The following is a 12,658-nucleotide window of genomic DNA, read 5'->3' as shown; positions in this document are numbered from 1 at the left end:
CCCGACCACTCCGGAGAACACGATGAGCGTCGCCAGGTTCGGCACCAACATCCTCATCGACGGCGGCCCGCGCCTCGACCGCGCGTACAACGCGACCGTCGCGCTGCGGCTCGCCGCGCTCGCCCTGTCCGCCGCGGGGCGTGGCGCGCTCGCCGAGCTGGCGCGGCTGCCGGGCCGCCTGTGGATCGTCCCACCGGACGCCGTACCGAGCCCCGCGCGTGGCGACGTCGTCCTGCGCTACGATGCGCCCCCCGCCGACCATGCGGGGACGATGCTTCTGGGCGCGCTGTTGCACGCGCTGCAGCGCGACGCCGCCACCGGGCAGGCCACGGGCAGGCGCATACAGATGCCCGTCCGTATCGTCACCCCGGTCGGTAGCGCTGCTCCGATCCTTTAGCGCTGCCGTGGCCGGCCTCACCGCGGACGGCATCGCACACGAACCACATCGGAGGACACGATGAGCGCGACGAAATTCGGCACGAACATCCTCGTCGACGGCGGCGGGGGCCTCCGCGGCCCCCTGTACAACACGACCGTCATGAACCGGCTGCACCAGCTCTCGATGTCCGACGCGGGACGTGCGGCGCTCTCCAACGTCGGGCGCCGCGTGCACTCCCTGCGGATCGTGCCGCCGGACGCGCCACCGGCCATGGCGAGCGGCGAGGTCGTGGTGTTCTATCTGCCGACCGGCGTGGACCTCGACGGCAAGTCGCTCCTGGAGAGCCTCGTGCGCGCGACGCCGAGCGCGACGTCCGGCGCATCCTCGAACGGGCCAATGCACGACATCCAAGTCAGCAGGCAGCACGACATGGCTGGCCAGAAGCTCTTCAGCGAGAGCCTCGTTGGTCTCGGGAAACGTGGATGACACGACGCCGGTGATCCGGGACCTGTTCTTCGGGGCGCACTTCTAGCGAGCTTGCGCGCCATGACCGCCGCCCCGACCCCCAATGCTTCGGCGCTGCCGATCGGCGACGCGACGTGGCTGCTCGACCTCGACTTCCTCGGCCACCCCGGCACCGTCGGCGCGTACGTCGTGGCCGACGGCGACGACGTCGCGCTCGTGGAGACGGGGCCCGGATCCACCCTCCCCGCGCTGCGCGCCGCGCTCGCCGCGGCGGGCTTCGCGCTCGCGCAGGTCACGCGCGTGATCGTGACGCACATCCACCTCGATCACGCGGGCGCCGCGGGTGCGGTGCTGCGCGAGGCGCCGCGCGCGACGTTCCACGTGCATCCCAAGGGCGCGCGGCACATGATCGACCCGTCGAAGCTGATCGCGAGCGCGACGCGCATCTACGGCGACGACATGGATCGCCTGTGGGGCGCGTTCGAGCCGGTGCCCGCCGAGCGCCTGCACACGCTCGACGACGGCGAGGCCGTCGCGGTCGGACGCCGACGCCTCGTCGCCCTCCACACGCCGGGACACGCGGTGCACCACGTCGCGCTGCACGAGCCGGAGCGCGGCGACGTCATGACGGGCGACGTGGCCGGCGTGCGGCTCGGCGCCCTGCGCTACGTGCGCGCGCCGACGCCGCCGCCGGACATCGACCTCGACGCGTGGCGCGCGAGCGTGGCGCGCCTCCGCGCCCTCGACGCACGCCGCCTGCTGCTCACCCACTTCGGCGCACACGACGACGTCGACTGGCACCTCGACGAGCTGCTCGCGCGCTTGTACGACTCGGCCGGCTGGATCGAAGGGCGCTTCGCGTTAGGCGGCTCACCCGAGGCAACGGTGCCGGCGCTCGCGGCGCGCGGCGCGCGCGAGGTGTCCGACGCGGGCGGCGACGCGGCGCTGGTCGACGACTACGAGCTCGCCACGCCGTCGCACATGGCCGTGACGGGGATCGCCCGGTGGCTATCGCAGCGCGACCGGATGGGCGCGGGCTGAGCAGGTGTGCCCTTGCTGGACTCCACGTACGTGTTTATGGAGGACTGAAGGAGGACTGAAGAAGGACCACTCGTACGTGGAGTCATGCTTGGCGCGCACCGCCACCTTGGTCCCACCAGCGGGAGAGATTGGACTCCGCCTCGCGCGGCTGCCCCGCGTAGTGCGACGTGTCGTTGAACAGCATGAGCCGCGCGCGCACCGGATCGCGGAAGTCGAGCACGTTCAGGCACGCCGGCGCCTGGTCCAGGCGGTCGCGGTAGCCGCGCGCGTCGACGCCCAGCAGGCTGCACAGCAGCAGACGGATCGTCGCCTTGTGCGAGACGACGAGCACGCGCTGATCCGGATGCGTGGTGACGATCTCGCGCAGCACGGGCAGCGCGCGCGCGAGCACCGCGACGCCGGACTCGCCGCCCTCGGGCGCGAACGTGAACGGGTCCTGCTCCCACGCCGAGTACTCGTCGGCGTAGCGCGCCTCGACCTCGCGCCGCGTGAGCCCTTCCCACCGGCCGTGGCTGATCTCGCGCAGCCCGTCGCGTGTCGCGATCGCGTCGACGCCCGGTCCGTCGCCGAGTCGCTCGGCGATCAGCCGCGCGGTGTCGCGCGTGCGCGAGTACGGGCTGCAGTAGATCGCGTCCACGCGGTGCTCGTGCAGCCGGTCGCCGAGCTGCGTCGCCTGCCAGCGCCCCTCGTCCGACAGGTCGACGCCGATGTCGCCCGAGAAGCGGTCCTCGGCCGTGAGCTGCGTGGCGCCGTGGCGCGCGAGATAGAGTCGTGTGGTCATGGGGCTCATTGAAGAGCGTTGTCCACAGATTACACAGACAAGAAACAGCGATGAGAGGGTACCTGACAGCTAGAGGCTCATCGCTGTTCCTCTCTGTGTAATCTGTGGATCAAAGCAGTTCACCTATATCCTTCCGCCTGCATCTCGAACAGCTCCGCGTACAGCCCCCTGCGCGCCACGAGCGTCGCGTGGTCTCCCGCTTCCACGACCGATCCGTGGCGCAGCACCACGATGCGGTCCGCCATGCGCACGGTGGAGAAGCGGTGCGAGATGAGCAGCGCCATGCGCCCCGCCGTCAGCTCGGCGAACCGCAGGAACACCTCGTACTCGGCTCGCGCGTCGAGCGCCGCGGTGGGCTCGTCGAGCACGAGCACCTGCGCGTCGCGCAGATACGCGCGGGCGAGCGCCACCTTCTGCCACTCGCCGCCGGAGAGGTCCACGCCGTCGGCGAAGCGCCGGCCCAGCATCTGCGCGTAGCCCGCGGGGAGCCGCGGCAGCAGCGTGTCGGCGAGCGAGCGCTCCGCCGCCGCCGCGATCGATGCGGGCACGCCGTCGCCGTCCGACGCGAGCACGTCGATCTCGCCGACCGCGATGTTCTCGTCGAACCGCATGTCGTAGCGCACGAAGTCCTGGAAGATCACGCCGACGGCGCCGCGCACCGACGCGAGATCGTACTCGCGCAGGTCGCGCCCGTCGAGCAGGATGCGTCCCTCGGTCGGATCGTAGAGCCGCGCGAGCAGCTTCGTGATCGTCGTCTTCCCCGCGCCGTTCTCGCCGACGAGCGCGATCCGCTCGCCGGGACGCAGCACGAGGTGGAAGTCGCGCACCGCCCACCGCTCCGTGCCCGGGTAGCGGAAGCTCACGCCCTCGAACACGAACCCTTCGCGGATCGGCGTCGGCACCGGCGGCGCGCCCGGCGGCGACACGATCGTCGGCCGCATCTCGAGGAACGCGAACAGGTCGCCGAGGTACAGCGCCTGCTCGGAGACGCCGTTCACGCCGGCGAGGAGCCCCTGCAGCAGATCGCGCGCGCGCGCGCGAACGAGCCGGTGAGGAACGTGAGCGTGCCAAGCGAGATCGCGCCGCCCACCGCGCGCGCCAGGATGAGCACGTAGGCGCCGTAGTAGCACGCGGTGCCTAACGCGCCGAGCCCCGCGCCGACGCCCGAGCGGTTCAGCGCGAGCGCGCGGTCCTCGCGCAGCAGCCGCTCGGCGAGCGCGCGGAACCGGCGCACGAGCCACGGGGCGAGGCCGAACAGCTGCACCTCCTTCGCCGTGCGGTCGCTCGCCGCGACGTAGCGCAGGTAGTCGAGCTGGCGGCGCTCCGCGGTGCGGCGCACGAACAGCGTGTACAGCTTCCCCGCGTACCACGTCTCGCTCACGAAGCTCGGCACGATGGCGGCGACGAGCAGGAGGAGCAGCCGCCAGTCGAACACCGCGAGCGCGGCGATGAGCGATCCGAGCGCGAGCAGGCTCTGGCCCATGCCGAGCGTCTGCCCGAAGACGTTCATCCCCGCGCCGCCGGCCTGCGCGCGGGCGCGCTCGAGGCGGTCGTAGAACGCCGGATCCTCGAACTGCGCGAGGTCGAGCGCCGCGGCGTGCTCCATGATGCGCACGCCCATGCGGTTGGCGAACAGCATGCCGAGCGACGCCTCGGCGTACCCCGACGCGCGCGCGAGCAGGTCGCCGCCGAGCACGATCGCGATCTCGATCGCGACGTAGTGCCAGAGCCGGTGCGCGTCGCGGGGCGCGACGTGCGCGCGCGCGGCCGCGACGACGGCGTCGATGATGAGCTTCCCCACCCACAGCGTCAGCACCGGCACGCCGGCGCGCACGACGCGCAGCGCCGCGACCGCGGCGGCGTAGCCGCGGTGCGACTCCCACACGAGCCGCAGGAACGCCGGCACGTGGCGCATCGCGGCGACGCGGTCGCGCCACGGCGGCGGCTTGTCGGGCAACCGACGGCCGAAGCCGCGGGCGCCGATGAATCGGACGCTCGCTTCCATGTCGGCAAGCTACGTGACGAACCTGCCTTGACGTTCTAGGCATGCGATCCTAGCGTACCCAGAAATCCTAGGCACGAGGCCCATGACGCCGCCGACCGGCAACCTGCTCCAGGGCACGCTCGACCTGCTCGTCCTCAAGACGCTGTCCTGGGGCCCGCGCCACGGCTACGGCGTCGCGCGGTGGCTCGAGGACACGACCGACGACGCGCTCCACGTCGAGGAGGGCTCGCTGTATCCGGCGCTCTACCGCCTCGAGCGCCGCGGGTGGATCGCCGCCGAGTGGGGCACGTCGGAGCTCGGCAAGCGCATCAAGGTGTACGCGCTCACGCCCGCCGGCCGCGCGCAGCTCCGCCGCGAGGTGGCCGCGTGGGCCGACTTCACCGCCGCGGTGGCGAAGGTGTTAGGCACCGCATGAGCCGCCGCTCCCGCGCGCTGTTCTGGCGCATCCCCCCCGAGCGCGAGGTGGACGAGGAGATCGCCGCGCACCTCGAGCTGCAGACGCGCCGCTACGTCGAGGCGGGAATGCCGTCCGACGTCGCGCGGGCCGAGGCGCTCCGCCGCTTCGGCGACGTGGCGCGCGTGCGCGCGGAGTGCCGCGAGATCCGCCACGACATGGAGGCCCGCATGCGAGTCGCCGAGCTGCTCCACGAGACGCGCCATGACCTGACGCTCGCGCTGCGCTCCTTCGCCAAGCAACCGCTGTTCACCGTCGCGGCGCTCGTGACGCTCGCCATCGGCATCGGCGCCGACACCGCGGTGTTCAGCGTCGTGAACGCGGTGCTGCTGCGCGCCCTCCCGTACCGGCACGCCGACCGCGTGGTGACGATCTGGAACGGCTACGGCGGCGACGGCCCGTCGCAGGCCGCGGTCGCGCCGGCCGAGGTGGCCGACCTCGTCGAGCAGAGCCACGCGTTCGACGCCGTCGCGGCGATCGCGCCGCAGGGGTCGAACGTCTCGGGCGACGGCGGCGCGGAGCCGGAGCGCGTCACGGCGTACGTCGTGTCGCCTAACGTCTTCACGCTCCTCGGGACGGCGCCGGCGATCGGCCGCGGCTTCCTCGCCGACGACGGGCTCGCCGGAAGCCCGCGCGTGATCGTCCTCAGCCACGCGCTGTGGACGCGCCGCTACGGTGGCGACGCGAAGGTCGTCGGCAGCGTGGTGACCGTGGCCGGGATCCCGCGCACGGTCGTGGGCGTGATGCCCGCCGACGTGCGCTTTCCCGACGCGCCGGTGAACTTCATCCGCGAACGCGGCGACGTCTGGATCCCGCTCGACTACGACCGCGCGCGCACCGAGGACCGCGGCAACCAGCGCCTCGCCGTGCTCGCGCGGCTCGCGCCTAACGTCACGCTCGACGGCGCGCGGCGCGACCTCGACGCGGTGGCCGCGCGGTGGCGCGCGGCGTATCCCGACCGGTACCAGCAGGCCGCGGGTTGGCGCCTGCTCGCCGTTCCGCTGCGCGATGCGATGCTCGGCGCCGCGCGGCCGGCGCTCGCGCTCATCGCCGGCATCGTCGGCCTGGTGCTGCTGATCGCGTGCGTGAACGTCGCGAACCTGCTGCTCGCCCGCGGCACCGGGCGCGCGCGCGAGCTCGCCGTGCGCGTGGCGTTGGGCGCGCGCCGCGGGCGGCTCGTGCGGCAGCTCCTCACCGAGAGCGCGCTGCTCGCGCTCGCCGGCGGCGCGCTCGGCACCGCGGTCGCGTGGGGCGGCGTACGCCTGCTCGTGCGGCTCGACCCGGACGGCCTGCCGCGCCTCGCAACGACGCGCGCGGACACCGCGACGCTGCTGTTCTCGTTGGGCGCGTCGGCGGCCACGGGGCTGCTGTTCGGCCTCCTGCCGGCGCTGCACGGTTCGCGCGCGGACGTCCGCGCCGCGTTGGGCGAGGGATCCCGCGGCACGACCGGCGGGCGCCGGCAGGGGCGGCTGCGCGCGGCGCTCGTCGGGTTCGAGGTCGCGATGGCCGCGATGGTGCTCGTCGCCGCGGCGCTGCTCGGCCAGAGCTTCGCGGCGCTCCGCCGCGTGTCGACCGGGTTCGCCGACGCGGGCGTGCTCACGTTCCAGCTCTCGCTGCCGGCGCGGAAGTACGACAGCACCGCGAAGCTCGTCGCGTTCCACGAGCAGCTCGCCGCGCTGCTCGCGGCGCTCCCGGGCGTGCGCGACGCGGCGGGCGTGTACCCCCTGCCGATGAGCGGCGACGGGTGGAGCGGCTCGTTCGAGGTCGCCGGGCAGACGTATCCCGCGGGCGTCCCGCTGCCGCACGCCGAGTACGCGCGGACGCTGCCGGGCTACTTCCGCACGATGGGAATCGCGCTGCTCGCGGGCCGCGACTTCACGCACGACGACCGCCGCGGCGCGCCGGACGTCGTGATCGTCGACGAGACGCTCGCGCGGCGCTACTGGCCGAACGAGCCCGCGGTCGGCAAGCGCATCGACGTCACGGGCGAGCCGGGCGAGTTCGCGACGGTGGTCGGCGTGGTCGGCCACGTCCGCAACGGCGGCCCGCAGGACGAGGGCGAGCCGCAGATCTACGAGCCGTTCCTGCAGCACCCGCAGCCGACGTTCTCCATCGTGCTCCGCGCGCGCGGGGAGCCGTCGGCGCTCGTGGCCGCGGCGACCGCACGCGTGCGCGCGTTGGACGCGGACCTGCCGCTCGCGCGCGTCGCGCCGATGCGCGAGGTGACCGCGAGCGCCGTCGTGCGCGAGCGGTTCAACGCGCTGCTGCTCGGCATCTTCGGCGCCGCGGCGCTGACGCTCGCGGCGGTGGGGTTGTACGGCGTGATGGCGTACCTCGTCGCGCAGCGCACGGCGGAGGTCGGGATCCGCATCGCGCTCGGTGGCCGCCCGTCCGACGTCAGGCGGCTCGTCGTCCGGCAGGGCGTCGCGATCGCCGCCGCGGGACTCGGCGCGGGACTGCTCGGCGCTCTCGTTCTGTCGCGAGCGCTCGGCCGCCTGCTCTACGAGGTCCGCCCCACCGACCCGCCGACGTACGCGACGATCGCGCTGCTGTTGTTAGGCGTCGCCGTCGCCGCGTCGTACGGCCCGGCGCGGCGCGCGACGCGCATCGATCCCGTGAACGCGCTGCGCGGGTGAACCGTCACGGTCGTCTGACGAGCTCCAAGTCACCCGGCCTCGCGCCTTCGCGGATCATCCAACCGGGTGCGATCTGCAGCGTCCACCCGTCTCCGGTGAGCGTCGTCTCGTCGCGCCGCACCGGCGCCGGCAGACGCCGCGTGCTGCCGTCGGTCGAGAGGAGCACGCCGTTGTCGGCGTCGAGCGCGCCCCACGGTCCCTTCTGGTGGTACTCGCCGAACCAGATCGTCCCGACGTCCGGGATGACCAGGGCCCCGTGGGAATCCGAGAAGCCGCTGCCTCCGCCCGGCATGAGGAGCACCGGGCCGTCGACGAACCGGCGACGCAGCTCGGCGACGCGAGCCTGCCGCTGCTGCGCGCGTCGGTCTTCGGCGGCGCGGATCTCGGCGCCGCCGTATCGCGCGACGGCCGCATCGAGGTCGGTGGCGGGCCGTATCGCGAGCGCGCGCATCAGCATCGCGGCGGGATCGTCGCTCGCGCGCACCGTTCGTGTCCAGCCGGGAGACGCGGCGTCGAGCAGCAGGCCGTACGCGGGGCCCGACGCGTACGCGGCGGTGCGCACGTAGCTCTCGCCGCTCTCCTGCCCGGCCAGCTCGTCGATCGCGGCCGCGATCGCGTCGGCCTCGGATTGCGCGGCGAGCACGACGCCCGTGTACGACGCGAGCCCTTCGGTGATGTCGAGGGCGCGCTCGGTCTCCACCATGTCCGGAAAGCGCGCGTGCCGAGCCTGGCGAAAGGCCAGCGCGTCGCGAACGGCCCGCGTGCGCGCGTCGCCCGAATCCCGCAGCGCTCGCGCGAGCGCGTGCCATTCGAGCCGCAGCCAGTACCGCCCATCCGGGGAGTCCAGATGCTCGGCCAGCGTCGTCTCGACGACCAGCCCGCGCCGCATCTGGACGATGTGGAACGACTCGTGGAGGAGCATCGCGTCGCGCACGTGAGGCGGTTCGTCGGCCAGCGTCGCCCACGACATCGCCGCCCACATGGTGTCGCCCCACCGGATCGGTCCGTTCACGATGCCGATGAGCTTCGGGCGCGGCGCGTCCGGCGGCGGCTGGCTCGTGGCGAACGTCTGCATCCGCGCGTCGCCGATCACCATCGGCATGCAGATCGACTCGCCCCAGAGGCGCCCGCCGTCGCGCTCACAGAGCGCCCGGGCTTCGGCGAAGAACTGCTGCGCGCGCTGTTGATCGACCTGTGCGACGGCCGGCGCCGGATGGCCCATGACCACGCACGCCAGGATGGCCGTGCAGGACGCTGACGTCCGCATCGCGCACCTCCGCGCTGTTCAGTACTCCGCGTACGCGTCGTCCGGATAGCAGTACAGCCACCGCTCCCCCGGCTCCGCCGAGGCGATCACGGGGTGGTCCGCGGCGCGTGCGTGCTTCGAGGCGTGCCGGTTCGGCGAGCTGTCGCAGCAGAGCGTCACGCCGCACGACTGGCACGTGCGCAGGTGCATCCAGCGGGCGCCGGTCTTCACGCACTCCGCGCACTCGCGCGTCGCCGCGTGTCGCACGTCGGTGATCGCCTCGATGTGGCCGCAGGTCTCGTTAGGCATGGTGTACTCTCGCTGTGTCATTGAACCGCAGAGGGCCGCAGAGGGCCGCAGAGGAGAACCAATTGCCGTTGGTGTCCTCTGCGCCCCTCTGCGTCCTCTGCGGTTCAAAGATGTTCTCCGCGTTCTCCGCGCGCCGCTCATGCATGCAGCACCCGGTGCACGAACGACACGGCGATCGACCCCTCGCCGACGGCGGAGGCGACGCGCTTCACGTTGCCGGCGCGCGCGTCGCCGACCGCGAACACGCCGGGAAGGCTCGTCTCCAGCAGGTACGGAACGCGCTCGAGCGGCCAGCGCGCCGCCGCGAGCTCGTCGCGCGTCAGGTCGGGGCCCGTCTTGATGAAGCCGCGGTCGTCGAGCGTGACGCAGCCGCGCAGCCACGCCGTGCACGGGTCCGCGCCGGTCATCGTGAAGACGTGCCGCAGGTCGCGCGTCTCCGCCGTTCCCGCGCGCCGGTCCGTCCATTCCACGCGCTCGAGGTGGGCGCCGCCGAGCAGCGCGGTCACCTCGGTGCGCGTGCGCAGCGTGATCTTCGGGTGCTGCTCGATGCGGTTGATGAGGTACTTCGACATCGACTCCGAGAGCCCGTCGGCGCGCACGAGCAGATGCACGCGCGCGCAGTGCTCCGTGAGGAACACCGCGGCCTGTCCCGCGGAGTTGCCGCCGCCGACGACGATCACCTCCTCGCCGCGACAGAGCTGCGCCTCCATGTGCGTCGCCGCGTAGTACACGCCCGCGCCCTCGAAGCGCGCGACGTCGACGAGCGGGAGCCGGCGGTACTCCGCTCCCGTGGCGATGATCACCGTGCGCGTCGGCACGATGCTGCCGTCGGACACCTCGAGCTCGTAGCGCGGCCAGTCGCACGCGAGCCGCCGCGCGCCGTCGGCGACGAGCACCTGCGCGCCGAACTTCTCCGCCTGCACGAACGCACGCGCCGTGAGGTCCGCGCCCGAGATGCCGACCGGGAAGCCGAGGTAGTTCTCGATGCGCGACGAGCTGCCCGCCTGGCCGCCGGGGACGTCGCTCTCGATCACGAGCACGTCGAGCCCCTCCGACGCCGCGTACACCGCGGCCGCGAGCCCCGACGGCCCGGCGCCCACGACGACGACGTCGCGCGCCTGCGCCGCGTCGATCGCGGCGTTCAGCCCGAGCGTGCGCGCGACCGCCTCGTTCGACGGGTTGCGAAGCACGTCGCCGGTGCACGCCACGAGCACGGGCACGTCCGCCACGCCGACGTCGAAGCGGTCGAGCAGATCCTGCGCGCCCTCGTCGCGGTCGAGGTCCACGAACGTGAACGGGTGCCCGTTGCGCGTGAGGAACTCGCGCACGCGCAGCGTCGCCGCCGAGTGCGTGGAGCCGAGCAGCAGCGCATCGCCGCCGCCGCTCGCGATGAGATCCTGTCGACGGCGCACGAACGCGCGGAGCAGGATGTCGCTCAGCTCCGGATCGTTCCGTACGACGGCGTCGAGCAGCCGCTCGCGGGGGATCTCGAGCACCGTACCCGGACCCGCCGCACGCAGCCGCGTGATCGCCGGTCGGCCGGTGAGCATCGTCGCCTCGCCGGTGAACATCCCCGGCTCCAGCGTGACGATGACGCGATCGACCGACGTCGACGGCCGCGCCGCTTCGATGCTCCCCGCGGTGACGACGAAGAACGGGATGTCGCGCTGGCCGACCTCGACGAGCACCTCGCCGTCGGCGACGCGCCGCTCGCGCCCGTGCGCGGCGAGGCGCTGGCGCTGGGCGTCGGTCAGCGTGGGGAACATCGCCGCCACGCTCGCGCGCTGGTCGGCGGACTCGACGGGATTCGTCATGCGCTCGTGGGGCCGGTACCACATCATTCTACACGACGCGTCACGTCCCGCGCCCGATCGCGCCACCCGGTACCTCCTCCCCCCCCCATGAGCGACCGCCCCTTCATCGCCCGCGGCTTCGTCGGACGCCGTCCGCAGACGCCGCCCGGCCGATTGCCGCCCGGCCAGTACGAGACGCGCGACTTCCCGGTGCTCTCCGCCGGCCCGACGCCGCGCGTGAACCTCGCGACGTGGGACTTCACGATCCGCGACGCCGCGGGCCGCGCCGCCCGCTGGTCGTGGGACGAGCTGCAGGCGCTGCCGCGCGAGACGCCGACGGTCGACATCCACTGCGTCACGAAGTGGTCGAAGTTCGACACGACGTGGGACGGCGTCTCCGTCGACGCGCTGCTCGACGCGGCGGCGGCGCGCGGCGTGGCGCGCGCGCCGTACGTCGTCGCGTTCTGCGACGGCGGCTACACGACGAACCTCCCGCTGGCCGACGTCACCGGCGGGCGGGCGTGGGTCGCGTTCGGCTACGCCGGCGCGCCGCTCGCGCCGGAGCACGGCGGCCCGGTGCGGCTGCTCGTGCCGCACCTGTACTTCTGGAAGAGCGCGAAGTGGGTGCGCGGCCTCACGCTCCATGAGAAGAACGTCCCCGGCTTCTGGGAGGAGCTCGGCTACCACGACCGCGGCGACCCGTGGCGCGAGCAGCGCTACCAGGGTGATCCCTGACGGCGTGCCTAACGCGCCGCTCGTCTGGCGCGTGGCGACGGTGGTCGATGTGCGGGCCGAGTCGCCGCGGGCGCGCACGCTACTGCTCGACGTCCCCGAGTGGGCGGGGCACCGCGCCGGGCAGCACGTCGACGTCCGGCTCGTCGCGGAGGACGGCTACGAGGCGCAGCGCTCGTACTCGATCGCGTCGCCGCCGGAGGACCCGACCGTCGCGCTCACCGTGGAGCGGCTCGACGACGGCGAGGTGTCCCCCTATCTCGCCGACGTGCTGCGCCCCGGCGACGGCCTCGAGGTGCGTGGCCCGATCGGCGGATACTTCGTGTGGAGCACCGCGATGGCGGGCCCGCTGCAGCTCGTCGCCGGCGGCTCGGGCGTGGTGCCGCTCATGGCGATGCTCCGCCACCGCGCGCATGCCGACGCGGCGACGCGCGCACGCGTGCCGGTGCGGCTGCTGTACTCCGCGCGCCGGCGCGACGACGTGCTGTATCGCGCGGAGCTCGAGCGCCTCGCCGCCGACGCCGACGTGGAGGTGGTGCTGACGCTCACGCGCGAGTCGGCGGACGCGTGGCCGGGCTACCGGCGCCGCGTCGACCGTGCGATGCTCGAGGCGACGAGCTGGCCGGCGGCGGTCGCGCCGCGCGTGTTCGTCTGCGGCCCCACGCCATTCGTCGAGGCCGTGGCGACGGAGCTCGTCGCGTTGGGCCACGACCCGATGCGCGTACGCACCGAGCGCTTCGGGCCGACGGGAGACGCTGCCTAACGGTGCGTTCTTTGGACAGGATGAACGGGACGGACAGGATGAAACCAACAGCGA

11 protein-coding genes and 1 pseudogene are annotated in these 12,658 nt (G+C 73.3%); 7 read left to right on the top strand and 5 right to left on the bottom strand.

Annotated features, from left to right (window positions below; all coding sequences use genetic code 11):
- Positions 1–22 precede the first annotated feature (22 nt).
- Genes J421_RS23830 through J421_RS23820 form a run of 3 tightly spaced genes read left to right on the top strand, consistent with a single transcriptional unit; the run spans position 23 to position 1,885 of the window.
- Entirely contained in the window at positions 23–397 is a 375-nt protein-coding gene (locus tag J421_RS23830) for a hypothetical protein (protein WP_025413625.1), read from the top strand.
- Positions 398–457: 60 nt separating this feature from the next.
- A complete protein-coding gene (locus J421_RS23825; RefSeq protein ID WP_025413624.1) occupies positions 458–865 on the top strand; it encodes a hypothetical protein in 408 nt (135 codons plus the stop codon).
- 60 nt (positions 866–925) lie between these two features.
- The gene (locus tag J421_RS23820; RefSeq protein ID WP_025413623.1) at positions 926–1,885 is read left to right on the top strand and encodes an MBL fold metallo-hydrolase; all 960 of its coding nucleotides are present in this window, start codon (positions 926–928) and stop codon (positions 1,883–1,885) included.
- A gap of 82 nt (positions 1,886–1,967) precedes the next feature.
- Here J421_RS23820 and J421_RS23815 read toward each other — a convergent pair whose 3' ends face one another.
- Both J421_RS23815 and J421_RS23810 read right to left on the bottom strand, forming a co-directional pair.
- Positions 1,968–2,666 carry a histidine phosphatase family protein gene (locus tag J421_RS23815; RefSeq protein ID WP_025413622.1) on the bottom strand — a complete coding sequence of 233 codons (699 nt, stop codon included), beginning with the start codon at positions 2,664–2,666 and terminating at the stop codon, positions 1,968–1,970.
- A gap of 119 nt (positions 2,667–2,785) precedes the next feature.
- Positions 2,786–4,581: pseudogene (locus J421_RS23810) on the bottom strand (ABC transporter ATP-binding protein).
- Between the two features lie 172 nt (positions 4,582–4,753).
- Between J421_RS23810 and J421_RS23805 the strand changes: the two are divergent.
- A complete protein-coding gene (locus tag J421_RS23805; RefSeq protein ID WP_025413621.1) occupies positions 4,754–5,086 on the top strand; it encodes a PadR family transcriptional regulator in 333 nt (110 codons plus the stop codon).
- Positions 5,083–7,761 carry an ABC transporter permease gene (locus J421_RS23800; RefSeq protein ID WP_104023225.1) on the top strand — a complete coding sequence of 893 codons (2,679 nt, stop codon included), beginning with the start codon at positions 5,083–5,085 and terminating at the stop codon, positions 7,759–7,761. The genes J421_RS23805 and J421_RS23800 overlap by 4 nt, the downstream gene beginning before the upstream one ends.
- Positions 7,762–7,765: 4 nt before the next feature.
- Here the strand turns inward: J421_RS23800 and J421_RS23795 are convergent, their stop codons facing one another.
- From J421_RS23795 to J421_RS34535, 3 genes are all read right to left on the bottom strand, one after another.
- Positions 7,766–9,028: a hypothetical protein gene (locus J421_RS23795; RefSeq protein WP_148306511.1), complete on the bottom strand. Its 1,263-nt coding sequence runs from the start codon at positions 9,026–9,028 to the stop codon at positions 7,766–7,768.
- An 18-nt stretch (positions 9,029–9,046) separates the two neighbouring features.
- Positions 9,047–9,316 carry a UBP-type zinc finger domain-containing protein gene (locus J421_RS23790; RefSeq protein ID WP_025413618.1) on the bottom strand — a complete coding sequence of 90 codons (270 nt, stop codon included), beginning with the start codon at positions 9,314–9,316 and terminating at the stop codon, positions 9,047–9,049.
- Between the two features lie 137 nt (positions 9,317–9,453).
- On the bottom strand, positions 9,454–11,130 hold the full coding sequence (locus J421_RS34535) for an FAD-dependent oxidoreductase (RefSeq protein ID WP_025413617.1): 1,677 nt from the start codon (positions 11,128–11,130) through the stop codon (positions 9,454–9,456).
- 87 nt (positions 11,131–11,217) lie between these two features.
- Here J421_RS34535 and J421_RS23780 point away from each other — a divergent pair, with 87 nt between their 5' ends.
- Positions 11,218–11,844 carry a molybdopterin-dependent oxidoreductase gene (locus J421_RS23780; protein WP_025413616.1) on the top strand — a complete coding sequence of 209 codons (627 nt, stop codon included), beginning with the start codon at positions 11,218–11,220 and terminating at the stop codon, positions 11,842–11,844.
- Positions 11,834–12,604 carry a ferredoxin reductase gene (locus tag J421_RS23775; RefSeq protein ID WP_236646355.1) on the top strand — a complete coding sequence of 257 codons (771 nt, stop codon included), beginning with the start codon at positions 11,834–11,836 and terminating at the stop codon, positions 12,602–12,604. Before J421_RS23780 ends, J421_RS23775 begins: the two co-directional genes overlap by 11 nt.
- Positions 12,605–12,658: the final 54 nt, after the last annotated feature.

The organism is Gemmatirosa kalamazoonensis (assembly GCF_000522985.1).
GTDB classification, from domain to species: Bacteria; Gemmatimonadota; Gemmatimonadetes; order Gemmatimonadales; family Gemmatimonadaceae; genus Gemmatirosa; species Gemmatirosa kalamazoonensis.
Note: the sequence above shows the minus strand (reverse complement) of the source record. Positions and strands in the feature narration are given on the sequence as shown.